General features: G+C 54.8%; 21 protein-coding genes, 1 tRNA gene, 1 rRNA gene and 1 pseudogene. 11 read left to right on the plus strand and 13 right to left on the minus strand.

Features of this window, described 5'->3' with window-relative positions:
* The first annotated feature begins 20 nt into the window (after window positions 1-20).
* Both GRPL_RS18840 and rrf read left to right on the plus strand, forming a co-directional pair.
* A tRNA-Thr gene (locus tag GRPL_RS18840) sits at window positions 21-96 on the plus strand.
* Between the two features lie 37 nt (window positions 97-133).
* Window positions 134-249, plus strand: a 5S ribosomal RNA gene (gene rrf, locus GRPL_RS18835).
* Window positions 250-472: 223 nt separating this feature from the next.
* Here the strand turns inward: rrf and GRPL_RS18830 are convergent.
* From GRPL_RS18830 to acuI, 12 genes are all read right to left on the minus strand, one after another.
* Window positions 473-694: a hypothetical protein gene (locus tag GRPL_RS18830; protein ID WP_032690531.1), complete on the minus strand. Its 222-nt coding sequence runs from the start codon at window positions 692-694 to the stop codon at window positions 473-475.
* A 1,033-nt stretch (window positions 695-1,727) separates the two neighbouring features.
* On the minus strand, window positions 1,728-2,024 hold the full coding sequence (fis, locus tag GRPL_RS18825) for a DNA-binding transcriptional regulator Fis (protein ID WP_000462905.1): 297 nt from the start codon (window positions 2,022-2,024) through the stop codon (window positions 1,728-1,730).
* Window positions 2,025-2,049: 25 nt separating this feature from the next.
* The gene (gene dusB, locus GRPL_RS18820; RefSeq protein WP_032690532.1) at window positions 2,050-3,015 is read right to left on the minus strand and encodes a tRNA dihydrouridine synthase DusB; all 966 of its coding nucleotides are present in this window, start codon (window positions 3,013-3,015) and stop codon (window positions 2,050-2,052) included.
* 359 nt (window positions 3,016-3,374) lie between these two features.
* Entirely contained in the window at window positions 3,375-4,256 is an 882-nt protein-coding gene (gene prmA / locus GRPL_RS18815) for a 50S ribosomal protein L11 methyltransferase (protein WP_032698717.1), read from the minus strand.
* A gap of 11 nt (window positions 4,257-4,267) precedes the next feature.
* Entirely contained in the window at window positions 4,268-5,719 is a 1,452-nt protein-coding gene (gene panF / locus GRPL_RS18810) for a sodium/pantothenate symporter (RefSeq protein WP_032690534.1), read from the minus strand.
* Entirely contained in the window at window positions 5,709-5,951 is a 243-nt protein-coding gene (locus tag GRPL_RS18805) for a YhdT family protein (RefSeq protein ID WP_004868304.1), read from the minus strand. The genes panF and GRPL_RS18805 overlap by 11 nt, the downstream gene beginning before the upstream one ends.
* Window positions 5,952-6,059: 108 nt before the next feature.
* Window positions 6,060-7,409: an acetyl-CoA carboxylase biotin carboxylase subunit gene (gene accC, locus GRPL_RS18800; protein WP_004868303.1), complete on the minus strand. Its 1,350-nt coding sequence runs from the start codon at window positions 7,407-7,409 to the stop codon at window positions 6,060-6,062.
* 10 nt (window positions 7,410-7,419) lie between these two features.
* The gene (gene accB / locus GRPL_RS18795) at window positions 7,420-7,884 is read right to left on the minus strand and encodes an acetyl-CoA carboxylase biotin carboxyl carrier protein (RefSeq protein ID WP_032690535.1); all 465 of its coding nucleotides are present in this window, start codon (window positions 7,882-7,884) and stop codon (window positions 7,420-7,422) included.
* Window positions 7,885-7,906: 22 nt separating this feature from the next.
* Window positions 7,907-8,359 (minus strand): type II 3-dehydroquinate dehydratase, encoded by a 453-nt coding sequence (gene aroQ / locus GRPL_RS18790; RefSeq protein WP_004868300.1) that lies wholly within the window; start codon window positions 8,357-8,359, stop codon window positions 7,907-7,909.
* 233 nt (window positions 8,360-8,592) lie between these two features.
* Complete coding sequence (gene msrQ / locus GRPL_RS18785) at window positions 8,593-9,192, minus strand: protein-methionine-sulfoxide reductase heme-binding subunit MsrQ (protein WP_032698719.1); 600 nt, start codon at window positions 9,190-9,192, stop codon at window positions 8,593-8,595.
* Window positions 9,192-10,193, minus strand: coding sequence for a protein-methionine-sulfoxide reductase catalytic subunit MsrP (gene msrP, locus GRPL_RS18780; protein WP_032697416.1), 1,002 nt, complete (start codon window positions 10,191-10,193; stop codon window positions 9,192-9,194). Before msrP ends, msrQ begins: the two co-directional genes overlap by 1 nt.
* A gap of 77 nt (window positions 10,194-10,270) precedes the next feature.
* Window positions 10,271-11,245, minus strand: coding sequence for an acrylyl-CoA reductase (NADPH) (gene acuI, locus GRPL_RS18775; RefSeq protein WP_032690538.1), 975 nt, complete (start codon window positions 11,243-11,245; stop codon window positions 10,271-10,273).
* Between the two features lie 219 nt (window positions 11,246-11,464).
* On the opposite strand from acuI, the gene csrD reads away from it, so the two are divergent.
* The 8 genes and pseudogenes from csrD (at window position 11,465) to tldD (ending at window position 23,828) form a co-directional block, all read left to right on the plus strand.
* The gene (csrD, locus tag GRPL_RS18770) at window positions 11,465-13,405 is read left to right on the plus strand and encodes an RNase E specificity factor CsrD (RefSeq protein WP_032690539.1); all 1,941 of its coding nucleotides are present in this window, start codon (window positions 11,465-11,467) and stop codon (window positions 13,403-13,405) included.
* A gap of 304 nt (window positions 13,406-13,709) precedes the next feature.
* Window positions 13,710-14,754 (plus strand): annotated as a pseudogene (gene mreB / locus GRPL_RS0125560) (rod shape-determining protein MreB).
* A gap of 70 nt (window positions 14,755-14,824) precedes the next feature.
* Window positions 14,825-15,817 (plus strand): rod shape-determining protein MreC, encoded by a 993-nt coding sequence (mreC, locus tag GRPL_RS18765; protein ID WP_032690540.1) that lies wholly within the window; start codon window positions 14,825-14,827, stop codon window positions 15,815-15,817.
* Window positions 15,817-16,305 carry a rod shape-determining protein MreD gene (gene mreD, locus GRPL_RS18760; RefSeq protein WP_004868276.1) on the plus strand — a complete coding sequence of 163 codons (489 nt, stop codon included), beginning with the start codon at window positions 15,817-15,819 and terminating at the stop codon, window positions 16,303-16,305. The genes mreC and mreD overlap by 1 nt, the downstream gene beginning before the upstream one ends.
* A gap of 7 nt (window positions 16,306-16,312) precedes the next feature.
* Window positions 16,313-16,894 (plus strand): Maf family protein, encoded by a 582-nt coding sequence (locus GRPL_RS18755; protein ID WP_032690541.1) that lies wholly within the window; start codon window positions 16,313-16,315, stop codon window positions 16,892-16,894.
* A 2-nt stretch (window positions 16,895-16,896) separates the two neighbouring features.
* Window positions 16,897-18,366 carry a ribonuclease G gene (gene rng, locus GRPL_RS18750; protein ID WP_032690542.1) on the plus strand — a complete coding sequence of 490 codons (1,470 nt, stop codon included), beginning with the start codon at window positions 16,897-16,899 and terminating at the stop codon, window positions 18,364-18,366.
* A 127-nt stretch (window positions 18,367-18,493) separates the two neighbouring features.
* Window positions 18,494-22,294 (plus strand): AsmA2 domain-containing protein YhdP, encoded by a 3,801-nt coding sequence (gene yhdP / locus GRPL_RS18745; RefSeq protein WP_032698720.1) that lies wholly within the window; start codon window positions 18,494-18,496, stop codon window positions 22,292-22,294.
* A gap of 88 nt (window positions 22,295-22,382) precedes the next feature.
* On the plus strand, window positions 22,383-23,828 hold the full coding sequence (gene tldD, locus GRPL_RS18740; RefSeq protein WP_032690544.1) for a metalloprotease TldD: 1,446 nt from the start codon (window positions 22,383-22,385) through the stop codon (window positions 23,826-23,828).
* Between the two features lie 74 nt (window positions 23,829-23,902).
* Here tldD and aaeR read toward each other — a convergent pair whose 3' ends face one another.
* Window positions 23,903-24,832: an HTH-type transcriptional activator AaeR gene (gene aaeR, locus GRPL_RS18735; RefSeq protein WP_032690545.1), complete on the minus strand. Its 930-nt coding sequence runs from the start codon at window positions 24,830-24,832 to the stop codon at window positions 23,903-23,905.
* A 131-nt stretch (window positions 24,833-24,963) separates the two neighbouring features.
* Between aaeR and aaeX the strand changes: the two genes are divergently transcribed.
* Window positions 24,964-25,167 carry a p-hydroxybenzoic acid efflux pump operon protein AaeX gene (gene aaeX / locus GRPL_RS18730; protein ID WP_004868260.1) on the plus strand — a complete coding sequence of 68 codons (204 nt, stop codon included), beginning with the start codon at window positions 24,964-24,966 and terminating at the stop codon, window positions 25,165-25,167.
* Window positions 25,168-25,173: the final 6 nt, after the last annotated feature.

Below are 25,173 nucleotides of genomic sequence, written 5' to 3' on the forward strand. Positions count from 1 at the left end.
CCAGGCATCAAATTTAGCGTGCTGATATGGCTCAGTTGGTAGAGCGCACCCTTGGTAAGGGTGAGGTCCCCAGTTCGACTCTGGGTATCAGCACCAGTTTTTAGGTTAAAGTTCGGCACTTAGAAAGAATTTGCCTGGCGACGAGAGCGCGGTGGTCCCACCTGACCCCATGCCGAACTCAGAAGTGAAACGCCGTAGCGCCGATGGTAGTGTGGGGTCTCCCCATGTGAGAGTAGGGAATTGCCAGGCATCAAATAAAGCAGAAGGCTCAGTCGAAAGACTGGGCCTTTTTGCTTTTCTGATTTTCAGCACCACGCGGAGATACTGTACAGTAGCGAGATATCTCCCGGCCAGGCCAGTATAGTCGCCACAAATATTCTGATAAACGAACGGCTATTAAACTAAAAAGGGCTCAGTCTTCGACTGGGCCCTTTGTTTTAGCTGCAGTTTCTGCATGCTTCCAGGATAAAAATTAGCGGGTCAGGGCCACAATACCCAGTGTCAGGCCTGCAACGGCTGCGGCACCTCCTGCAATGGCGCCTGCTGTCTCCCAGTTATCCTGAGTGGTCCCTTTCATACAGGTATTAGTATGGACTAATCGCCCCTGAGAATCATAGACTGGTACGCAGGGGGAGTCGTGGGCACAGCCGGCGAGCAGCGTCGTCAGCAGCGTCACTAAAATAAATTTGTTCATGGTAGGCCTCTGAATAATCCGTCGGGTTGTACCGCTGTCGATATATGACGGAATAGCCTATTTTACCATCGACAATATCAAGGTCAGCGGCCGAAATAATATCAATTTATGTTCAGGGTAAATATCGTGGAGATCGCGCTGGGATTATGAGGAAAATATGCAGAATAAAATAACGAAAGAGAAGTAAGAGCCATATTATTAGTCGGCCGATAATATAACAAATTGATTTTTAACATATCCGTATATTGGTTGCCGGGCGAAAAAGTGTGAAGCGAAACCTGCGTGTAAACGAAGTGCTTACTTATGTCGGCGGTATTTTCTACCCCGCTTATTGGTCGTGACTTAACATCAGGGCCAAATGCCGCCCCAGCTATGCAGCCACAGAAGCCACTACAACAGGATGCCAGGGCCCACATGAAATCTCCATTGAGGCAGGCCATCAATGCGTTCCTGGTGCATCAGAGAGGGTTTTGTCGCAACCTGAGAGCAAGGTCTTTTCCAGGTACATATCGAACCGGAGATGGGGGTGTGTTCTCAAGCCCGTTTGATCGTATGCGCACTGGCGGTGGCGGGGCCGGATTTGATTGCAGGTACTGTGTCAGTACGCTATGAGTCTGGTCACCCGATTGATAAGCTTAAAGTTAAAACTGGTAGCCCTGGCGAGTTCAATAATGGCCAGGAGGCAGGCACAGGAGTCTCATTCCCCCCCGGCTGATATATTAAGTTGTGATAGTGCTTAACGCGCGGACAGGAGAGAGATACGCAGCGACTTTGCTTTCGCTTCATTTTCTATTACGTTCGGGTATACGGTCTGGCAGGTGTGATTTGATAAAACGGCTGCCCGGATTTGAGATTACTCTCTTTGGCAAAGTGGCATTGCAGAGTCATGCTGCTGAGCAGTGATCTGCACTTCAGCGATGCGAAATACCGATATCCGCCCTGGCAGCCGGAGAAATTCGATATGTCAGATAATAAAAAGGCGCTTCCCCATGCCGAAGAGCGCCTTTTATAACAAGCAATTAACTGATTAGTATCAGTTCATGCCGTATTTTTTCAGTTTCTTACGCAGAGTACCGCGGTTGATGCCCATCATCAGGGCCGCACGGGTCTGGTTACCACGGGTGTATTGCATCACCATGTCCAACAGGGGCTGTTCAACTTCAGCCAGTACTAGCTCATACAGGTCATTCACATCCTGACCATTCAGTTGAGCAAAATAGTTCTTCAGTGCCTGTTTAACCGAGTCACGCAGGGGTTTTTGAGTTACCTGATCCTGAGAGTTAACGGTAGAAACGGTCAGTACGTCAGAATTTACGCGTTGTTCGAACATAGTTCTGTCAGCTCTTTATTTCTGTTTACGCAAAATTTTCGAAGTATGCCTCCAACGCCTCCAGCTGATCGCTGGCATCCTCTATGGCGTTGAATGTGCGCCGAAACTGGTCATTTGGGGCGTGCTCCTGTAGATACCAGGAGACGTGTTTACGTGCAATTCGGTACCCTTTTGCCTGGCCATAAAAGTCATGCAATTCCCGAACATGCGCGCAAAGCAAACGCTTAACCTCTGCCAATGGCAGCGGGGGCAGCAGCTCCCCAGTGTCCAGATAATGCTGGATTTCCCGAAAGATCCAGGGTCTTCCCTGAGCTGCGCGGCCTATCATAAGGGCATCAGCCCCCGTATAGTCGAGCACAGCTCTGGCTTTAAGCGGGTCAGTAATGTCACCATTCGCGATAACCGGAATGGAAACTTTCTGCTTAACTGCCCGAATACTGTCGTATTCAGCGTCTCCGTTAAACAAACAGGCGCGGGTGCGTCCGTGAATAGTCAGAGCCTGAATGCCACACTCTTCAGCCAGTTGGGCAATTTCTACACAGTTACGGTGTTCCGGCTCCCAACCGGTGCGAATCTTGAGTGTCACGGGAACGTCCACTGCCTTGACGACCGCCGTCAGGATTAACTTCACCTGATCGGGATACTGCAAGAGGGCTGAACCTGCGAGCTTGCGATTCACCTTTTTCGCCGGGCACCCCATATTAATATCAATAATCTGGGCACCGCTTTCCACGTTAATACGGGCGGCTGCGGCCATCTCTTCCGGTACGCTACCGGCGATTTGCACGGTACGAATACCGGGCTCATCCACGTGCACCATCCGTAAACGGGATTTGTCGCTCTCCCAAACCTGCGGGTTGGAGGACATCATCTCGGAAACGGTTAAACCTGCTCCCATCTCGTAGCACAGCGTCCTGAATGGTCTGTCAGTAATGCCAGCCATAGGCGCTGCGATCAGGCGATTTCTGAGCTGATAGTGTCCGATGCGCATGAGTTAAGAAATGACCATACTGTGACTGCAAGGCGGCGTATATTACGCATTTTTTGCACGAGATGAAAGGCCAAACTTTGAGCAATCCTCTGTCACAGATCAATGAATCCCACATCGATAGAAAAGAGATGGATAAATTATCATATTAATCATCACCTTAATCGGTGGTGGATAATTTGTGTCCATTTATAAAATCGCAAAACTTCTCGATTTTTCTTAGAAAAAGGGCACTGTTAACGGCATAAAACGCTGTTTTTGTAGTCAAAAAAGCGCATCGTAATGCGATCTGGCTCCCATTTCTTGACGTCATTCAGCGGTTACTGGAAACAAAAAAGCGGCCCGCAGGCCGCATTCCAGAGTTACTTTCTGCGGCCGGTGATCCGACACCACTCTTCTTTCTCCACCACCGGGTCGAGGGTAAAGCGATCGGCATAGGCTTCGCAGACGCTTTCCGCCTGGCTGGCGAGAATACCGGAAAGGCCCAGCAAACCGCCTGAAACGGGCAGCACGCTGATTAACGGGGCCAGCTCACGTAATGGCCCTGCCAGGATGTTGGCGACCACCACATCGGCGCTGAGCGCTTCTGGCTGATCCTGCGGTAAATAGAGCTCCAGACGATCGGAGACACCGTTACGCTCGGCATTATCACGGCTGGCCTGAATTGCCTGCGGGTCGATATCAATACCGACAGCTTTTGCGGCACCCAGCTTCAGCGCTGCAATCGCCAGAATGCCCGAACCGCAGCCGAAATCGATAATCGTTTTACCCGTCAGATCCAGTCCGTCCAGCCATTGCAGACAGAGCGAGGTGGTCGGGTGCGTGCCGGTACCAAACGCCAGGCCCGGGTCGAGCATCACGTTGACTGCGTTTGCATCCGGTACTTCGCGCCAGCTTGGGCAAATCCACAGCCGTTCGCCGAAACGCATTGGGTGGAAATTGTCCATCCATTCACGTTCCCAGTCTTTATCTTCCAGCTGCTCGATTTTATGGGTGAAACCGGCGCCCAGCAGCGGATGCTGCTCTAGGATAGCCACCACGTCATGCATATCGCTTTCAGCATCGAACAGGCCGATAACATCGGTGTCTCCCCACAGGCGAGTTTCACCCGGCAGCGGCTCGAATACCGGCGTATCGTGGGTATCCTGGAAAGTGATGGAGACCGCGCCGGCCTCCATTAGCGCGTCGCTGAGGTCTTCAGCATGTGCGCCGGTGGTATTCAGTTTCAATTGGATCCATGGCATAGCAAAACTCTTTATTTGTCAGTAGTCATAACAGGGGCTGGTGGAACGGGCTGACCAAAACGGTTGCCCACCACAAAAGCCAGCAAACTTAGCAGCAGCGAGGGCACGATAGGATGAAAGCCCAGGTACTGAATTTTCAGGGTGGCGAGCACGGCATACAGCACGCCGCCGACGATCATCGCGCTCAGGGCTCCCGCCGCGTTGGCGCGCTCCCAGTACAGGCCCAGAACCAGTGGCCACAGGAAGACCGCTTCCAGCCCGCCAAAGGCGAGCAGGTTCAGCCAGATGATCATCTCTGGCGGACGCCATGCGGCCAGCAACAGCAGCGCGCCGAGGATCAGCGTGATCATCGCCGACATCCGCTTCAGGCGTTTCTCGTTATCCAGCTGTTCCGGGTGCAGGTTCAGGTATAAATCCTTAATGATCGTAGCGGAACTCTGCAATAACTGCGCATTGATCGTCGACATGATCGCCGCCATTGGCGCGGCAAGGAAGATCCCGGCGGCAAACGGCGGCAGTACTTTCACCATCAGCGTCGGGATGACCAGATCCGGGATGGTCAGATCCGGGATCACCGCGCGACCCAGCGCTCCGGCGAGATGCATGCCAAACATCAGGATAGCGACCACGATGGTGCCGAGAATAATCCCGCGGTGCACCGCCTTACTGTCTTTATAGGAGATACAGCGCACCGCCGTATGCGGTAGACCGATAACGCCAAAGCAGACCAGGACCCAGAAAGAGGTCATAAAAGTCGGTGACAGAATATCGTCCGCTCCCTGGGGAGAAACCAGCTTCGGATCGATATGTTCCAGGGTCTGCACCGCCATGCTCAGGCCACCCGCAGCATGAACGATACCGACGAGCAGCACGATGGTGCCTATCAGCATCACCAGACCCTGCATCGCATCATTCAACACGCTGGCGCGGAAGCCGCCGAAAGCGGTGTAGAGCGCGATACTGATACCGAAAATCAGCAAACCGGTTTCGTAAGGGATGCCTGCGGCGGTTTCCAGCAGTCGCGCGCCGCCGATAAACTGCACGGTCATCGCACCGATAAACGCAACCAGCAGACTGAGGCTCGCCAGCCATACCAGCAGACGGCTCTGATAGCGGGCGAACAACATATCGTTGAGCGTTACCGCGTTATACCGGCGGGCCAGAATAGCGAATTTTTTCCCCAGTACCCCTAGCGACAGCCACACGGCAGGCAGCTGGATCATCGCCAGCAGTACCCATCCGAGCCCGTATTTATATGCCGCACCCGGGCCGCCTATGAACGAACTGGCGCTGATGTAGGTGGCCGTCAGGGTCATGGCCAGCACGAAGCCGCCCATAGAACGGCTGCCGAGAAAATACTCGTTAAGGAATGCCCCGGTCGAGCGCTTGCGCATCGCATAAATCGACAGGCCAAACACCACCAGCAGGTAGGCAATAAGCGGCAGGATCACTTCAGGCTGCATCATCATCCTCCAGCGGAATATCGCGGTAGATAAACTTCACCATCGCCCAGCACAGCAGAATGAAAATCAGCGGGATCAACAGACAAGCCATTTCAAACCAGCGCGGCAGGCCGGTAAAGCCCTGCTGAGAACCAGGAATGTAAGCACTTGCTAACCATGCTGCAAGATAGAGGAGGGTAAGCCACAACGCCCAGCGGGCTTCTTTGTGGGCCTGAACAAAACGCGCGTCCATAAGGCTCCCGGGGTCAATTTAAAGCGGGGATTGTACCTTAAGGGGCTGGCAAGGGGAGAGAAAAAGAAAAAAGGCCGGATAATCCGGCCTTTTGCTGCGAATACAGGATTATTTTTCCTGTAAACCGAGTTTTTTCTCCAGATAGTGGATGTTGGTTCCACCATGCTGGAAATGCTCGTCATTCATAATGCGAATCTGCAGATCGACGTTGGTTTTGATGCCGTCGATGATCAGCTCCTGCAGCGCATTTTTCATGCGTGAAATCGCGACATCACGGTTTTCGCCGTAACAAATCAGCTTACCAATCATTGAGTCATAGTACGGAGGTACGGTGTAGCCTGCGTAGATATGAGACTCCCAGCGTACGCCGAAACCGCCTGGCGCGTGGAAGCGGGTAATTTTACCCGGGCTCGGCAGGAAGGTGTTCGGGTCTTCGGCGTTGATACGGCATTCCACCGCATGGCCACGAACCTGGACTTCTTCTTGCTTGATGGAGAGCGGCTGGCCAGCAGCGATACGCAGCTGTTCTTTGATCAGGTCAACGCCGGTAATCATTTCGGTTACCGGATGCTCAACCTGAATACGGGTGTTCATTTCAATGAAGTAGAACTCACCGTTTTCAAACAGGAACTCAAAGGTGCCTGCGCCGCGATAGCCGATGTCGACACACGCTTTAGAGCAGCGTTCGCCGATGTAGCGACGCAGTTCCGGGGTAATGCCCGGCGCCGGCGCTTCTTCGACCACTTTCTGGTGACGACGCTGCATGGAGCAGTCGCGTTCCGCCAGATAGATAGCGTTGCCCTGGCCGTCAGCCAGTACCTGGATCTCAATGTGACGCGGATTTTCCAGGTATTTTTCCATGTATACCATGTCGTTGCTGAATGCAGCTTTGGCTTCAGCTTTGGTCATGGAGATGGACTGGGCCAGTTCAGCATCGCTGCGTACCACGCGCATACCGCGTCCACCGCCGCCGCCGGAGGCTTTGATGATAACCGGATAGCCGATGCGTTTTGCATGAGCGCGGTTAGCATCCATATCGTCGCCCAGCGGGCCGTCAGAACCCGGAACGGTTGGTACGCCCGCTTTCTTCATCGCGGTGATCGCAGACACTTTATCGCCCATCAGACGAATGGTGTCGGCTTTCGGGCCGATGAAGATGAAGCCTGAACGTTCAACCTGCTCAGCAAAGTTGGCGTTTTCGGACAGGAAGCCATAACCCGGATGGATGGCCACCGCGCCGGTAATTTCCGCTGCGCTGATGATTGCCGGGATATTCAGATAGCTTTTTACGGACGGAGCCGGGCCAATACAGACCGTCTCATCCGCTAACAGTACGTGTTTTAAATCGCGATCCGCAGTGGAATGCACAGCGACGGTCTTGATGCCCAGTTCTTTACAGGCACGCAGGATACGCAGTGCAATCTCGCCTCGGTTGGCGATAACAATTTTATCCAGCATGTTCGCCTCGTTACTCGATGACTACCAGCGGCTCATCAAATTCTACCGGTTGGCCGCTTTCGATCAGAATGGCTTTCACCACGCCGGATTTATCGGCTTCGATCTGGTTCATCATTTTCATCGCTTCTACGATGCACAGGGTGTCGCCCACGTTAACTTTCTGACCGACTTCCACGAACGCTTTGGCGTCCGGGCTCGGGGTGCGGTAGAAAGTACCGACCATCGGGGAACGTACGATGTGACCGCTGATTTCAGCTTTCGCCGGCGCGTCTGCCTGAGCGGCGGCCGGTGCTGCTGCAACCGGTGCCTGAGCCTGCATCATCGGCGCAGCATAAGCCTGCTGCATGACCGGGTAGCCCGCATTTGGCGCGGCACGGCTGATGCGTACAGACTCTTCGCCTTCAGAAATTTCCAGTTCGGAGATGCCTGATTCTTCAACCAGCTCGATCAGCTTTTTAATCTTACGAATATCCATGAGTGGGTTCCGTACTCTTTGTTTAGTGTGATTGTGACAGGCGTTTTACCGCCGTCTGTAAAGCGTATGAATAGCCGTCCGCACCGAGTCCGCAGATGACGCCCGAGGCGATATCCGACAGATAGGAGTGGTGACGGAACGGTTCGCGTGCATGTACGTTGCTCAGGTGAATCTCGATAAACGGGATACTGACCGCAAGTAATGCATCGCGGATAGCCACGCTGGTGTGCGTAAACGCGGCCGGATTAATCAGGATATAGTCCACAGTGTCTTTAGCCTGATGAATTCGGTCGATTAGCGCGAACTCCGCATTAGACTGCAGGTGATCCAGCGCCACGTTCAGAGCCGAAGCTTCTGATTCCAGACGGTTAACAATCTCAGAAAGCTTAAGGGTGCCATACTTCTCAGGCTCACGGGTGCCGAGCATGTTAAGGTTGGGTCCGTTTAAAAGCAAAATGCGAAACTTGTCAGCCATTGTGCGGCTATCTCCTGCCATTCTCGGGTAAAAAATAAAATATACCTTCGAAGCGCGCTTGTCACCTTTTCAGGGCCCGAAAACCCCGTCAGGAAAACCAAAGTCGCACATTATAACGATTTCGTAGCATTTGGCAGCTAAATACTGGTCTTATCAGGGAAGATTATCAACCGCTATCGTTCAAAGCGTCGCGGTTGATAAAAGATCTGCGGGAAACTGCACATATCCGATGATTATCGCCACCACTGACGGAACTTCTTGTAACGCCATGCTAAAAGCAATGCGGCCAGCACGGCATAAATCACCGGCTGCGGAGATAAAATCTTCACCGACCACAGGTAGTGAATGGGGGCAAGGATTGCCACCAGATAGACGAAGTTGTGCAAAGTTTGCCATCGGCGACCCAGTTTTCTCTGCAGCGCTTGTGTTGAGGTGGCGGCCAGCGCCAGCAAAATCAACCAGCTGATAAAACCCAAAGTCAGGTAAGGTCTGCTGACTAACTCCGAGCCCAGCAGCGCCAGATTGTTGATACCTAACTCCAGCAGCGTGTAGCTGGTGAGATGCAGCGTTGCCCAGGCAAAGCACCACAACCCGAGTAAACGCCGGGTACGAATCAACAAAGGTTGTTTAGCGTAGCGCGCGAGCGGTGAGACGAGCAAGGTCGCAAGCAAAAATTTAAGAGCCATCCTACCGGTAAAATGCTGGATATCTTTTGCCGGGTCGGCGCTAAAGTAGCCCTGTTGTCCGGCCCAGAAGAGCCAGACAAAGGGTAAGAAGCCGGCCAGATGGAGTACCCCCTTCAGCCAGGTAATCTGTTTTACGTTCAGACGCACTAGTAATACTCCCGCAGATTCAGTCCCCGATAGAGCGATGCCACCTCGTCAGCATAGCCGTTAAACAGCAGCGTCGGCTGGCGTTTAACATCAAGCACGCCGCCAGAGCCAATAACACGCTCTGTGGCCTGCGACCAGCGCGGATGATCGACGTGCGGATTGACGTTAGCGTAGAAGCCATACTCTTCCGGCCCGGCGAGATTCCAGGTGGTGGGGGGCTGCTCGCGCGTCAGCTCGATACTGACGATGGACTTGATACCTTTAAAACCGTATTTCCATGGGACGGTCAGCCGGACAGGGGCACCATTTTGCGGCGGCAGCGCTTTACCGTAAACGCCGACGCTCAGCAGCGTCAGAGGGTGCATGGCTTCATCCAGCCGCAGACCTTCTACATAAGGATAAGCCAGCCCCCCGCCGATAAAGCGATCTTTTTGCCCCGGCATCTGGTCCGGTGCATACAGAGTTTTAAAGGCGACAAAACGGGCGTTGCTGGTGGGTTCAACCAGCGCCAGCAGTTTATGTAGCGGGAAGCCGACCCAGGGCACCACCATTGACCAGGCCTCCACGCAGCGCATCCGGTAAATACGCTCTTCCAGCGGAAAGCGCCGGGTCAGGTCGTCATGATCGAGCGTCAGCGGTTTGGCCACTTCTCCGCCAATCGTGAGGGTCCAGGGATCGGTACGCAGGCTGCCGGCATTGGCCGCGGGGTCAGCTTTATCAAGACCAAATTCATAGAAGTTGTTATAGCCGGTGACTTTATCTTCCGGCGTCAGGGCGAGCGAGCTTTGCCACTCCGCGGGTTTATTAAACGTCAGCGCTTTACCTGCCGGGGCCGGCGGGCGGTCGTGACCTTTAAACCAGTCCAGGAGATCGGCCCGCGCCGTGGGGGAAAGAGAAAGGGCCGTTGCGGTGATCCCGAGTGACTTCAGAACCTGGCGGCGCTGCAGCATAAATACGGACTCTGCCGTTACATCGGCTTCCGTGAGTTTTTTGGCTTTCATGACATCCTCCGGCATGCTTTTTCCTAAGCATGACGGAGGCGGCGATTTATCGCGAATATGTCACGAAAAATTGCAGATTAGGCGATCTTCACCAGCGTCCGCCCCTGGATCTGATTGTTCATGATCTTAGCGGCGAATGCCGGGGCCTCTGCGAGCGTAATTTCCGTGGCGCTCGCAGAATAGAAGGATTCCGGCAGATCACGCACCAGACGTTGCCAGGCTTCAGCGCGACGCGCAGGCGGCGTCATGACGGAATCGACGCCCTGCAGGCGAACATTGCGCAGAATAAACGGCATCACCGTCGTTGGCAGCGCGAAGCCCCCGGCCAGACCACAGGCGGCGACGCAGCCGCCATAGTTCATCTGCGCCAGCACCTTCGCCAGCACCTTGTCCCCGACGGTATCAATCGCGCCAGCCCACAGCTGTTTTTCCAGCGGACGGGTTTCGGCAAACTCTTCGCGACCGAGAATGCGCTGTGCGCCGAGGCTTTTCAGATATTCATGGGTACTTTCGCGGCCAGAGACTGCGACGACCGAATAGCCGAGCTGATGTAGCAGCGCAATGGCAGTACTGCCGACGCCGCCGCTGGCGCCGGTGACAATAATTTCACCATCCTGCGGACGGATGCCGGCATCCTCCAACGCCATGACGCACAGCATAGCGGTGAAGCCGGCGGTACCGATCGCCATCGCTTTACGGCCATCAAGACCTTCCGGCATCGCGACCAGCCAGTCGCCTTTCACCCGCGCACGTTCGGCCAGACCGCCCCAGTGGTTTTCACCGACGCCCCAGCCGGTCAGCAGCACTTTCTGGCCGCTGTGGAAGCGCGGATCTTCGCTTGAATGAACGGTACCGGCGAAATCGATGCCAGGAATCATCGGAAAGTTGCGGATGATTTTTCCCTTGCCGGTGATCGCCAGCGCATCTTTATAGTTAAGGCTGGACCAGTGAATATCGACGGTGACATCGCCCGGCGGCAGCTGGTCGGCGTCGATGGTTTGCACCGAGGAGATTGTTTTACCATCCTGCTGTTCTAATATTAAAGCCTGCATATGCGGGTCCTTATTTGTACAAAGATTGGAAAAAATTTTCTGCAGACTATACTCGCTATCGACATTATTACGCCGATATAACGCAATAAATTGCCAGAAACGCCAGCTTTGATAGTATGCCTCGCGCTTTAGAAAGTTAGCGCTTACTTTAGGTAAAGCGCCAGTACACGTGCCTGAAAATCTATCGGGCGGTCATTCACTCGCGGAGTTAACACAGGGATGCGATTAACGACGAAGTTCTCAGCATTTGTCACGCTGCTCACCAGCCTGACCATCTTTGTCACGCTTATAGGTGCTTCGCTGAGTTTTTATAACGGTATCCAGCTGAAGATGGAGAATCGCGTCCAGGCTGTGGCGACGATGCTGGATAACCGCCTGATCTCATCCTCGTTCGATAAGCTTGAACCACAAATGGATGAGTTGATGACGCCGGTGGAGATTGTGCAGGTCGATTTTCTGCTTAACGGCAAGCCGGTGTACGGTCACTCGCGTAGCGACAGCTATCGTCCGCCGGGGAGTAAGAATCAGTATCGTGAAATAACGGTACCGTCGTTAAAACACCCCGGTATGACGATTCACGTGGTCTACCTCGACCCGATGGTGAATTATTTCCGCTCGCTACACATCACCGGACCCTTATCGACAGCTATCGGCCTTATGGTTCTGGTTATCTTTTTCTCCGTGCGCTGGATTCGCCGTCAGCTTGCTGGTCAGGAGCTGCTGGAGGTACGTGCTGCGCGGATCCTCAACGGCGAACGCGGGCCGCAGGTACGAGGGTCGGTACATGAGTGGCCGGCAAGCACCAGCAGCGCGCTGGATATGCTGCTTTCCGAGCTGCAGTTTGCCAGCGATCAGCGTAGTCGTATGGATACGTTGATTCGTTCTTATGCGGCGCAAGACTCGAAAACCGGGCTGAATAATCGTCTGTTCTTTGATAATCAGCTGGCAACTTTGCTGGAAGATCAGGAAAAAGTGGGTTCGCACGGTATCGTGATGATGATCCGCCTGCCGGAGTTCGATCTGTTACGTGATAACTGGGGACGAGCCGCCGCCGAAGAACACTACTTCACGCTCATCAACCTGCTGTCGACTTTTATTATGCGCTATCCCGGGGCGCTGCTGGCGCGCTACCACCGCAGTGATTTTGCCGTACTCCTTCCTCACCGTACCTTAAAAGAGGCCGATAGCATCGCCGGGTTGCTGTTAAAAGCGGTGGATGCACTGCCGCCGACGCGGATTCTTGACCGCGATGACATGATGCATATCGGTCTTTGCGCTTTCCGCAGTGGGCAGACGACCGCCCAGGTGATGGAACGCGCCGAGGCTGCGACGCGCAATGCGGTGCTACAGGGCAGCAATAGCTGGGCAGTCTACGATGACTCGTTACCGGAGAAAGGGCGCGGTAACGTCCGCTGGCGTACGCTGATTGAACAAATGCTCAGCCGCGGCGGGCCGCGACTGTACCAGAAGCCGGCCGTTACCCGCGATGGACGCGTCCATCATCGTGAACTGATGTCGCGGTTGTACGACGGTAAGGAAGAGGTGAGCGCGGCAGAATATATGCCAATGGTGCAACAGTTTGGTCTGGCGGAAGAGTACGACCGCCTGCAGATCACGCGCTTACTGCCATTTTTAAGTTTTTGGCCGGAGGAAAACCTTGCGTTGCAGGTGACGGTGGAATCATTGATCCGCCCGAGATTTCAGCGCTGGCTGCGTGATACTTTGATGCAGAGTGAAAAATCGCAACGTCGACGGATTATTTTTGAACTTGCAGAGGCAGATGTTTGTCAATATATCGGCCGCTTACAACCGGTAATGCGCCTGGTCAATGCCCTGGGTATTCGCGTTGCCGTCGTGCAGGCCGGATTAACGCTGGTTGGAACCAGTTGGATCAAGCAGTTGGATGTCGAAGTGATTAAGCTGCACCAGGGACTGTCGCGCAATATCGAAAAGCGCAGTGAGAACCAGCTGCTGGTTCAAAGCCTGGTGGAGGCCTGTAAGGGCATGCCGGTCCAGGTTTTTGCAACCGGCGTCCGCAGTCGCAGTGAATGGCAGGTGCTGTCTCAGTGCGGTGTCACGGGTGGTCAGGGGGAATTTTTTGCCGCCTCACAGCCACTTGACACAAATGTGAAAAAATATTCGCAAAGATACTCGGTTTGATCTGCCGTTTAGCGTGATTTCACGTAGAATAACGCGCGCCATAGTGAAGGGGGTGTGCTTGTCTACCTGCCGGATTATCGCAATGTAAATGCCAGTAAATGACCTTTGACGGGTTACAGATTCAGGCGCGGAGCGCTGTTGACGATTTCGCCACTGAATGGACCCGGTAAATTTGTAACGAAGGAAATGCGCTGCACTAATTTTCACCGTAGCAGATGATTTTTGCGCCTTGTCGCTGCTGCGTGTGGTTGGTAAAGTAAGCGGATTTTGTTTTCCGCCCCAGCTTTCAGGATTATCCCTTAGTATGTTAAAAAAATTTCGTGGCATGTTTTCCAATGACCTGTCCATTGACCTGGGTACCGCGAATACCCTGATTTATGTAAAAGGACAAGGCATCGTATTGAATGAGCCTTCCGTTGTGGCCATTCGTCAGGATCGTGCCGGCTCGCCGAAAAGCGTCGCTGCTGTTGGTCATGAAGCGAAGCAGATGCTCGGGCGTACACCGGGCAATATCGCGGCGATTCGCCCGATGAAAGACGGCGTTATCGCCGACTTCTTCGTCACCGAAAAAAATGCTCCAACACTTTATTAAACAGGTGCATAGCAATAGCTTCATGCGTCCAAGCCCGCGTGTTCTGGTGTGCGTACCGGTCGGTGCAACCCAGGTTGAGCGTCGTGCGATTCGTGAATCTGCTCAGGGCGCTGGCGCTCGTGAAGTCTTCCTGATTGAAGAGCCGATGGCGGCTGCGATTGGCGCGGGCTTACCGGTTTCCGAAGCGACCGGTTCTATGGTGGTGGATATTGGTGGCGGTACCACCGAAGTGGCGGTTATCTCCCTGAACGGCGTGGTTTACTCCTCTTCCGTTCGTATCGGTGGTGACCGTTTCGATGAAGCCGTGATTAATTATGTGCGTCGTAACTACGGATCCCTGATCGGTGAAGCGACGGCTGAACGTATTAAGCATGAAATCGGTTCGGCGTATCCGGGCGATGAAGTGCGTGAAATCGAAGTTCGCGGCCGTAACCTGGCAGAAGGCGTGCCACGCGGCTTTACCCTGAACTCGAACGAAATTCTCGAAGCGCTGCAGGAACCGCTGACCGGTATCGTCAGCGCGGTCATGGTCGCGCTGGAACAGTGTCCGCCGGAGCTGGCTTCCGATATCTCCGAGCGTGGTATGGTTCTGACTGGCGGTGGCGCCCTGCTGCGCAACCTCGACCGTCTGTTGATGGAAGAGACAGGTATTCCTGTCGTAGTTGCAGAAGATCCACTGACTTGCGTCGCACGTGGCGGCGGTAAAGCGCTGGAAATGATCGACATGCACGGCGGCGACTTGTTCAGCGAAGAGTAGTCAGCCGAAGGTCCAGGGTAGCCTCAAAAGCTACCCTTGGTCTTAACTGACACGAGAATACGCATAGCCTATGAAGCCAATTTTTAGCCGTGGCCCGTCGCTACAGATTCGCCTTATCCTGGCGGTTTTGGTGGCGCTTGGCGTGATTATCGCCGACAGCCGCCTGGGTACGTTCAGTCAGATTAGAACGTACATGGACACTGCCGTCAGCCCTTTCTACTTTATCTCAAATGGTCCCCGGGAATTGCTGGACAGCGTATCGCAAACGCTGGCAACCCGCGATCAGCTCGAACTGGAAAACCGCGCGCTGCGTCAGGAACTGCTGCTGAAGAACAGCGATTTGCTGATGCTGGGTCAGTATAAACAGGAGAACGCGCGTCTGCGCGAGCTGCTGGGCTCGCCGCTGCGTCAGGATGAGCAAAAAATGGTGACTCAGGTCATCTCTACGGTTAACGATCCTTATAGCGATCAGGTTGTTATCGATAAGGGCAGCGTTAACGGCGTATACGAAGGCCAGCCGGTGATCAGCGACAAAGGCGTGGTTGGTCAGGTCGTTGCGGTGGCGAAGTTAACCAGCCGCGTGCTGCTCATCTGCGACGCGACGCATGCGTTGCCGATTCAGGTTCTGCGCAATGATATTCGCGTGATTGCGGCGGGTAACGGGTGCACTGACGATTTGCAGCTGGAGCACCTGCCGGCGAACACCGATATTCGCGTCGGCGATGTGCTGGTGACCTCCGGTCTCGGTGGCCGCTTCCCTGAAGGCTATCCGGTCGGCGTGGTTTCCTCGGTGAAGCTCGACACGCAGCGTGCGTATACGGTCATTCAGGCGCGCCCAACGGCGGGTCTGCAGCGTCTGCGCTATCTCCTGCTGCTGTGGGGAGCCGATCGTAACGGGGCCAACCCGATGACGCCGGAAGAGGTGCACCGCGTTGCCAATGAACGTCTGATGCAGATGATGCCGCAGGTTCTGCCGGCACCAGATGCCATGGGGCCGCAAATGCCTGCGCCGGCAACCGGCATGACGCCGCCTTCGCAACCTCTGCCTGCAGGGGGGCAATAGTGGCAAGTTATCGAAGCCAGGGACGCTGGGTTATCTGGCTCTCGTTTCTTATCGCGCTATTGCTGCAGGTCATGCCCTGGCCGGCGGACCTGACCGTCTTCCGGCCAAACTGGGTATTCCTGATCCTGCTTTACTGGATCCTCGCCTTACCGCATCGGGTGAACGTAGGCACCGGTTTCGTCATGGGGGCGATCCTTGATCTGATCAGCGGGTCGACACTCGGCGTTCGCGCGCTATCGTTAAGTATCATCGCTTATCTGGTGGCGCTGAAATATCAGCTGTTTCGCAATCTGGCGCTCTGGCAGCAGGCGCTGGTGGTGATGATGTTATCCCTTGCTGTGGATATCGTTGTTTTCTGGGCAGAGTTTTTAGTGATCAACGTCTCTTTCCGTCCGGAAGTGTTCTGGAGTAGTGTAGTAAACGGTGTGCTCTGGCCATGGTTATTCCTGCTGATGCGGAAAGTCCGTCAGCAATTTGCGGTGCAATAAGGTTGATATGACGACTCTGTATCTTGCTTCAGGCTCTCCGCGTCGACAAGAACTGCTGACGCAACTGGGGTTATCTTTTGAACGTCTGGTTCCCGGTATTGAAGAACGACGCCTGCCACAGGAGAGCGCCGGGCATTATGTTGCGCGTCTGGCGCGTGAAAAAGCGCAGGCGGGGGTCGCACTGGCCCCGCGCGATCTGCCGGTGCTGGGGGCCGATACCATTGTTATCCTGAACGGCGAAGTGCTGGAAAAACCGCGCGATGCCGCCCACGCCGCCGAGATGCTGCGCATGCTCTCCGGTAAGACGCATCAGGTCATGACGGCCGTGGCGCTGGCGGATAAGCAGTTGACGCTGGATTGCCTGGTGGTGACGGAAGTCACCTTCCGCCTGCTTTCAGATCAGGATATTGCCAGCTATGTGGCCAGCGGCGAACCTCTGGACAAAGCAGGTGCATACGGTATTCAAGGGTTGGGTGGCTGTTTCGTCAGGAAGATTAATGGCAGCTATCACGCCGTGGTCGGCTTACCGCTGGTAGAAACGTATGAGTTGCTGAGTAACTTTAACTCACTGCGTGAAGAAAAGGGATAAAGATGACGGCTGAATTATTAGTTAACGTAACGCCATCGGAGACGCGCGTTGCGTACATTGATGGCGGTATTCTGCAGGAAATTCATATTGAGCGTGAAGCGCGGCGCGGAATCGTAGGCAATATCTACAAAGGTCGTGTCAGTCGTGTACTGCCGGGGATGCAGGCGGCTTTTGTAGATATTGGCCTGGATAAGGCCGCATTTCTGCACGCGTCAGATATTATGCCGCATACCGAATGCGTTGCCGGGGAAGAACAAAAGCAGTTTACGGTGCGCGATATTTCCGAACTGGTTCGTCAGGGCCAGGACCTGATGGTTCAGGTGGTGAAAGATCCGCTCGGCACCAAAGGCGCCCGCCTGACGACGGACATTACGCTGCCTTCCCGCTATCTGGTCTTTATGCCGGGGGCTTCTCACGTCGGCGTGTCACAGCGTATCGAGAGTGAAGCTGAACGCGAGCGGTTAAAGAAGGTGGTGGCCGACTACTGCGATGAGCAGGGCGGTTTTATCATCCGTACCGCCGCGGAAGGGGTGCATGAACAGGAGTTAGCCGCCGATGCGGCTTACCTCAAGCGCGTATGGACGAAGGTCATGGAGCGCAAAAAACGTCAGCAGACCCGTTATCAGCTGTACGGTGAACTGGCGCTGGCTCAGCGCGTGCTGCGTGATTTTGCCGATGAGCATCTGGACCGTATACGCGTCGATTCCCGCCTGACGTATGAATCGCTGGTGGAGTTTACCGCCGAATATATGCCGGAAATGACCAGCAAGCTGGAGCATTACAGCGGCCGTCAGCCGATTTTCGATCTCTTTGACGTGGAGAACGAAATTCAGCGCGCGCTGGAGCGTAAGGTGGAGCTGAAATCCGGCGGCTATCTGGTTATCGATCAAACCGAAGCGATGACCACCGTGGATATCAATACCGGGGCATTTGTCGGTCATCGCAATCTCGACGATACGATTTTTAATACCAATATTGAGGCGACTCAGGCGATTGCCCGCCAGCTGCGTCTGCGCAATCTGGGCGGGATTATCATTATTGATTTCATTGATATGAATAATGAAGATCACCGTCGCCGGGTGTTGCATTCACTGGAACAGGCGCTGAGTAAAGATCGGGTCAAAACCAGTATTAACGGCTTCTCCCAGCTTGGTCTGGTAGAGATGACCCGTAAGCGGACTCGTGAAAGCGTTGAGCACGTGTTGTGTAAGGATTGCCCTACCTGCCACGGACGCGGTACGGTGAAATCGGTGGAAACGGTGTGCTATGAAATCATGCGTGAGATTGTGCGTGTGCATCATGCCTACGATTCCGATCGTTTCCTGGTCTATGCTTCTCCTGCGGTTGCGGAAACCCTGAAAGGGGAAGAGTCGCACGCGCTGGCGGAAGTCGAAATCTTTGTCGGCAAACAGGTCAAAGTACAAATTGAACCGCTCTATAATCAAGAGCAGTTCGATGTCGTTATGATGTAATCATCTGGTTTGCTTCTGCTCTGGCACCCGGGAGTATGGCCGAACGACGGCTTATCCCGGAAGTCAACGCCGCCGACGCGGAGGCAAATAGACGGATGACGTGTAAAAGTCTGACAAGGAGAGAGGCGTGAGGCGACTGCCCGGGATATTACTGCTCACCGCGGCAACATTGACAGTTGTCGTCGCACTGCTGGTGAGCGGCCTGCGTCTCGTTCTGCCGCAGCTGGACGCATGGCGCCCGCAGCTGCTGGAAAAAATCTCTGCGCTTTCAGGCTCGCCGGTCAATGCTTCACAGCTAACGGCCCGCTGGGAAAACTTTGGCCCGACGCTCGACGTGCGCGATGTCTCCGCGGGTCTGAAAGACGGCGGCCAGCTCTCGGTTAAACGGGTCACTCTGGCGCTGGATGTCTGGCAAAGTCTGCTGCACATGCGCTGGCAGTTCCGCGACCTCACCTTCTGGCAGTTGAAAATCCATACCAATTCGCCAATCCAGACCAATGATGGCGGCGAGAGTCTGAAAACCGACCATATTGGCGATCTCTTCCTGCGCCAGTTTGACCACTTTATTCTGCGCGATAGCCATTTGAGTTTCGTGACCATTTCCGGGCAACGTGCGGAATTAGCTGTTCCGCAGCTCACCTGGCTGAATACGAATAACCGCCATCGTGCAGAAGGGCAACTGAGTCTCTCCAGTCTGAACGGCCAGCATGGGGTGATGCAGGTACGTATGGATCTGCGTGATGAAAATGGCCTGCTGAACAAAGGGCGCGTATGGCTGCAGGCGGATGATATTGACGTGAAGCCGTGGCTGGGCCGCTGGATGCAGGACAATATTGCGTTGCAGACTGCGCGCTTTAGCCTCGAAGGCTGGATGACTATCGACAAAGGCGATATCGCCAGCGGTGACGTCTGGTTGAAGAAGGGCGGCGCCAGCTGGCAGGGTGATGGTCAGCCCCATCGATTGACGGTGGATAATCTGACGGCCCATATCTTCCGCGAGAAGCAGGGCTGGGGCTTCGACATCCCGGATACCCGGATCTCGATCGACGGCAAAGCCTGGCCGCGCGGCGCGCTGGCGATGGCGTGGATCCCGGCCCAGGATGTCGGCGGTGATAACCACTCGCGCAGCGATGAGCTGCGTGTCCGCGCCAGTCACCTCGATCTCAATGGCCTGACCGGGCTGCAACCGATTGCCGATAAGCTGGCCCCTGAGCTGGGCGAGGTCTGGCGTACCACGCAACCTGCCGGCAAAATCGATCTGCTGGCGCTGGATATCCCGCTGCAGGCAGCGGAAAAATCCCGTTTTCAGGCAAGCTGGAGCGATCTCTCCTGGAAACAGTGGAAGCTGCTGCCGGGGGCCGAACATTTCTCGGGTAGCGCTGCCGGAAGCGTGGAGAACGGCTCGCTGCACGCCAGTATGAGCGAAGCCAAAATGCCTTATGCCACGGTCTTCCGCGCCCCGCTGGAAATTGCCAAAGGTGATGCCACCCTCAGTTGGGTGAAGAATGACAAAGGCTTTATGCTTGACGGGCGCAACATTGACGTGCAGGCAACCGGAGTACGTGCGCGGGGAGGGTTCCGCTATTTACAGCCGCAGGGTGATGAGCCGTGGCTGGGGATTCTGGCGGGGATCAGCACCAATGACGGTGGTCAGGCATGGCGCTATTTTCCAGAAAACCTGATGGGCAAAGAGCTGGTGGATTATCTCAGCGGCGCGATAAAAGGCGGGCAGGCAACCAACGCCACCCTGGTTTACGGCGGTAACCCGCACCTGTTCCCGTATCTGCATAACGAAGGCCAGTTCCAGGTTTCGGTGCCATTAACCAACGCCACCTTTGCCTTTCAACCCGACTGGCCGGCATTAACCGGGCTGGATATCAACCTCGATTTTATCAATAACGGTTTGTGGATGAAGGCCGATAAGGTCATGTTGGGGAACGTCACCGCCAGCAACCTTGATGCGGTTATCCCGGATTATTCGCGGGAAAAACTGCTTATTGATGCCGATATCAACGGTCCAGGGAAAGATGTCGGACCCTATTTTAACGAAACGCCGCTGAAAGAGACGCTGGGTTCGGCACTGGATGAGCTACAACTGGATGGGAATGTGAGCGCTCGCTTACATCTTGATATTCCGCTGGATGGCGAGCTGACCACCGCCAAAGGCGATGTTAATCTGGTGAATAACAGCCTGTTTATCAAACCGATTGATACAACGCTGAAGGATCTGACCGGTAAGTTCAGCTTTACAAATGGCGATCTGAAGAGCGAGACCCTGAAAGCCAGCTGGTTTAATCAGCCGTTGAATCTCGATTTTTCCACCACCGAGGGACCTAAGGCCTTCCTGGTCAACGTTGGCATGAACGCCAGCTGGCAGCCATCGCGTACCGGTCTCCTGCCAAAAGCGGTCAATGATGCCGTTAGCGGTAGCGTGCCGTGGGACGGTAAGGTGGCAATTGAGCTGCCGTACCATGGGAATGCGAGCTATAAGGTTGATATTAACGGCGATCTGAAAAATGTAAGCAGTGACTTACCTTCTCCGGTCGATAAAACAGCGGGTGAGCCGCTGCCGGTGAAAATTAATGTTGAAGGCGGGTTAAACAGCTTCGAGTTGACCGGCGCTATTGGTGCGAAAAATCATTTCAACAGCCGCTGGCTGTTGAACCGTAAGCTGACGCTGGATCGGGCGATTTTAACCTCTGATAGCAAAGCCATTTCTCCGCTGCCGGATCAGGCCGGCGTTGAGCTGAATATGCCGGCGATGGATGGCGCGGAGTGGCTGGCGCTTTTCCAGGGCGGCGCAGTCAATGAAGTCAGCAGCAATATTCTCTTCCCGGAACGTATCACGTTGCGCACGCCGTCGCTGACGTTTGCTGGCCAAAGCTGGAACAACGTGAGCCTGGTGAGTCAACCGAATGCCGGTGGCTCGAAGGTTGAAGCCCAGGGGCGCGAAATTAACGCCTCTTTGACAATGCGGCAAAATGCCCCCTGGCAGGCCGCCATTCGCTATCTGTATTACAACCCGGCTGCCGCTCAGAAGAGTGGTGAGGCGTCCAGCGGGACGAACCCGCTTGCCAGTAACCGCCTTGATTTTCGCGGTTGGCCGGATCTCCAGCTGCGCTGCGCAGAGTGCTGGCTATGGGGGCAAAAATACGGGCGCATCGACGGTGATTTCTCAATTAAAGGCGATACCCTGATGCTGGCTAACGGGCTGGTGGATACCGGTTTTGGCCGTCTGACTTCCGACGGCGTATGGGTCAATGCCCCGGGCGGCGTGCGGACGTCGCTGAAAGGTAAACTCCATGGGAATAAAACGGATGCCTTCGCCAGCTTTTTCGGTATTTCGACGCCGGTGAAAGGGTCGTCGTTCGATGTCGATTACGATTTGCACTGGCGTGCACCGCCGTGGCAGCCAGACGTGGCATCGCTCAATGGGGTGCTGAAAAGCCATCTCGGGAAAGGCGAATTTACCGACATCAGCACCGGTCATGCCGGGCAGCTGTTGCGTCTGCTGAGCGTCGATGCGCTGCTGCGAAAGCTGCGTTTCGACTTTAGCGATACCTTCAGCGAAGGCTTCTATTTTGATTCGATCAACAGCACGGCATGGATTAAAGATGGCGTGCTGAATACGGATGATACGCTGGTGGATGGCCTCGAGGCGGATATCGCGATGAAAGGCTCGGTCGACCTGGTACGCCGCCGGCTGGATATGCAGGCCGTCGTGGCCCCGGAAATTTCGGCGACCGTCGGCGTTGCGACAGCGTTTGTGATAAATCCGATAGTCGGCGCCGCGGTGTTTGCCGCCAGTAAAGTGCTGGGGCCGCTGTGGAACAAAGTATCTATCCTGCGTTATCGCATTACTGGCCCTATCGATCAGCCGCAGATCAATGAAGTCCTGCGCCAGGCGCGCAGTGACAAAAAGCAATGATTTGACGATTGCGGGGAATTACCGCACTCTCAATGGATAGCGTTTTTTATTTCCGCCTGACCGGCGGCAACAAACGAGTAGCATAACGATGAGTCTGAACCTGGTAAGTGAACAATTACTGTCAGCAAATGGCCTGAATCATCAGGATCTTTTTGCCATTCTTGGCCAGTTGGCCGAGCGCCGTCTGGATTACGGCGATCTCTATTTTCAGTCGAGCTATCACGAATCCTGGGTTCTGGAAGACAGCATCATTAAAGATGGTTCGTACAATATTGACCAGGGCGTCGGCGTTCGTGCGGTCAGCGGCGAGAAAACGGGTTTTGCTTATGCCGACCAAATCAGTCGACTGGCGCTGGAGCAGAGCGCGCAGGCGGCTCGTACCATCGTGCGCGACAGCGGCGACGGCAAAGTGCGTACCCTGGGGGCGGTAGAATACAGCGCGCTGTATACCAGTATCGATCCGCTGCAAAGTATGAGCCGCGAAGAGAAACTGGATATCCTGCGCCGCGTCGATAAAGCGGCTCGCGCCGCTGATAAACGCGTGCAGGAAGTGTCCGCCAGTCTGAGCGGCGTGTATGAATTGATTCTGGTCGCGGCGACCGATGGGACGTTAGCGGCGGACGTTCGTCCGCTGGTGCGTCTGTCGGTCAGCGTGCTGGTGGAAGACGACGGTAAACGCGAACGCGGCTCCAGCGGCGGCGGCGGTCGTTTTGGCTATGACTATTTCCTGGCTGCCGAAGACGGTGAAGTCCGTGCCGATGCCTGGGCGAAAGAAGCGGTGCGGATGGCGCTGGTGAATTTATCTGCCGTTGCCGCCCCGGCGGGCATGCTGCCGGTGGTGCTGGGGGCCGGTTGGCCTGGGGTATTGCTGCATGAAGCGGTAGGACACGGTCTGGAAGGCGATTTCAACCGTCGCGGTACCTCGGTGTTCAGCGGCCATATGGGGGAACTGGTGGCTTCCGAACTGTGCACCGTGGTGGATGATGGCACCATTGCCAATCGCCGCGGCTCGCTGGCCGTTGATGACGAAGGGACGCCGGGCCAATACAACGTGCTGATTGAGAACGGTATCCTGAAAGGTTATATGCAGGACAAACTCAATGCGCGTTTGATGGGCGTTGCGCCGACCGGTAACGGCCGTCGTGAGTCATACGCCCATCTGCCGATGCCGCGGATGACCAACACCTACATGCTGGCAGGTAAATCGACGCCGCAGGAGATTATCGAATCGGTTGATTACGGTATCTATGCCCCTAACTTCGGCGGTGGTCAGGTCGATATCACCTCAGGTAAGTTTGTGTTCTCCACTTCAGAAGCCTACCTGATCGAAAAAGGGAAGGTCACGAAAGCAGTGAAGGGGGCGACCCTGATCGGTTCCGGTATTGAAGCGATGCAGCAGATTTCCATGGTCGGTAACGATCTGAAGCTTGATAGCGGTGTCGGCGTGTGCGGTAAAGAGGGCCAGAGCGTGCCGGTAGGCGTTGGCCAACCGACGCTGAAAGTCGATAACCTTACCGTTGGCGGAACCGCCTGAGTATTCTGAATGCGCTTCCGCATTTTGCGGAGGCGCAGCCTGCACCGGCCATCGCTGCCGTTTGTGTCGCGTCGCTAGCGGGCAATTCCCCGGCCGTGCATCCCCTGGTAAATTTTTGCCACCTCGACGAAATACTCCGTCAGTGAATTAATACAGACCTGAACCTTCAGCGGTAGCTTGTCTTTTTCGGTATACAGCGCGTACACCGGACGCGGATCTGACTGGTAGCTTGGCAGCAGGATCTCCAGCTCACCGCGGTTGATCTCTTCGATCGCCCACATCAGCGGAACGTAAGCCACCCCGACCCCTGCGGTCAGCCAGCGGACCAGCGTCATGGGATCGTTGGTGACAAAGCGGCCCTGGGGGATCAGTTTGGTTGAGATCCCTTCCGGGGCGATAATTTCAAATTCATTGTCAGGGCGCACGCTGTACTCCAGCCACGAATGGCTGGCGAGATCGGCCGGTTTTTCCGGGATCCCCGCCTGCTGCAGGTAGCTTTTTGCTGCGCAGAGCACCATCGGCATCGAGCCAAGCCGGCGTGAAAAGAGGCTGGAATCCTGCAATGCCCCGACGCGGATCACCACATCCAGCCCGTCAGCAATCAGATCCGGCGCCGGAATTCCGGTGACCAGGTTGACGGATAAACCCGGGTACTCTTTCAGCATTCCAGCGGTTATGTGGGCGAGGACATTTTGTGCCATAGTTGAAGAGCAGCCGACGCGCAGCGTACCGATGGGCGTATTGTTAAACGCGTACAGTTGCTCATGGACGTCCTGCGCTTCGAACAGCATTCGTCGGCAGCCCTGGTAATAGATCTTGCCGGCTTCCGTTAAGCCAAGGCTGCGGGTGCTGCGGTTAAGCAGCTTCACCTGGAGTTCATCTTCCAGTCTGGAGACAGTCTGGCTGATGGATGAAACGCTCATCTGGAGCTGGTGTGCCGTGGCGGTAAATGAACCCAGTTCAACCACTTTGGCAAAAACGGACATGCGTTTTAATCGTTCCATTGTTCACTCTGACTTAAAAGTGATTTAGATCACATAATATAGATCATGCTGCAATTGTTACGTTACTATATTGTTAGCTACATAATAAACGCTTCACGCATATCACCTGTACGCTTCTTATCAAGGTCATCATGAGTCTGTTTCCTGTCATCGTGATTTTCGGCTTGTCATTTCCGCCGATCTTCTTTGAGTTGCTAATATCGCTGGCCATTTTCTGGTTGGTACATCGGCTGCTGGTTCCTACCGGCATCTATGATTTTGTCTGGCACCCTGCACTGTTTAATACCGCGTTATATTGCTGCCTTTTTTATCTGATATCGCGTTTGTTCGTTTGAGGTCGA

This window comes from Klebsiella planticola ATCC 33531 (assembly GCF_000735435.1).
Classification (GTDB): Bacteria; Pseudomonadota; Gammaproteobacteria; order Enterobacterales; family Enterobacteriaceae; genus Klebsiella; species Klebsiella planticola.

Coding starts and splice junctions, on each gene's coding strand:
- GRPL_RS18830 (WP_032690531.1), bottom strand. CDS start 694: ATGAACAAATTTATTTTAGTGACGCTGCTGACGACGCTGCTCGCCGGC.
- fis (WP_000462905.1), bottom strand. CDS start 2,024: ATGTTCGAACAACGCGTAAATTCTGACGTACTGACCGTTTCTACCGTT.
- dusB (WP_032690532.1), bottom strand. CDS start 3,015: ATGCGCATCGGACACTATCAGCTCAGAAATCGCCTGATCGCAGCGCCT.
- prmA (WP_032698717.1), bottom strand. CDS start 4,256: ATGCCATGGATCCAATTGAAACTGAATACCACCGGCGCACATGCTGAA.
- panF (WP_032690534.1), bottom strand. CDS start 5,719: ATGCAGCCTGAAGTGATCCTGCCGCTTATTGCCTACCTGCTGGTGGTG.
- GRPL_RS18805 (WP_004868304.1), bottom strand. CDS start 5,951: ATGGACGCGCGTTTTGTTCAGGCCCACAAAGAAGCCCGCTGGGCGTTG.
- accC (WP_004868303.1), bottom strand. CDS start 7,409: ATGCTGGATAAAATTGTTATCGCCAACCGAGGCGAGATTGCACTGCGT.
- accB (WP_032690535.1), bottom strand. CDS start 7,884: ATGGATATTCGTAAGATTAAAAAGCTGATCGAGCTGGTTGAAGAATCA.
- aroQ (WP_004868300.1), bottom strand. CDS start 8,359: ATGGCTGACAAGTTTCGCATTTTGCTTTTAAACGGACCCAACCTTAAC.
- msrP (WP_032697416.1), bottom strand. CDS start 10,193: ATGAAAGCCAAAAAACTCACGGAAGCCGATGTAACGGCAGAGTCCGTA.
- acuI (WP_032690538.1), bottom strand. CDS start 11,245: ATGCAGGCTTTAATATTAGAACAGCAGGATGGTAAAACAATCTCCTCG.
- csrD (WP_032690539.1), top strand. CDS start 11,465: ATGCGATTAACGACGAAGTTCTCAGCATTTGTCACGCTGCTCACCAGC.
- mreC (WP_032690540.1), top strand. CDS start 14,825: ATGAAGCCAATTTTTAGCCGTGGCCCGTCGCTACAGATTCGCCTTATC.
- GRPL_RS18755 (WP_032690541.1), top strand. CDS start 16,313: ATGACGACTCTGTATCTTGCTTCAGGCTCTCCGCGTCGACAAGAACTG.
- rng (WP_032690542.1), top strand. CDS start 16,897: ATGACGGCTGAATTATTAGTTAACGTAACGCCATCGGAGACGCGCGTT.
- tldD (WP_032690544.1), top strand. CDS start 22,383: ATGAGTCTGAACCTGGTAAGTGAACAATTACTGTCAGCAAATGGCCTG.
- aaeR (WP_032690545.1), bottom strand. CDS start 24,832: ATGGAACGATTAAAACGCATGTCCGTTTTTGCCAAAGTGGTTGAACTG.
- aaeX (WP_004868260.1), top strand. CDS start 24,964: ATGAGTCTGTTTCCTGTCATCGTGATTTTCGGCTTGTCATTTCCGCCG.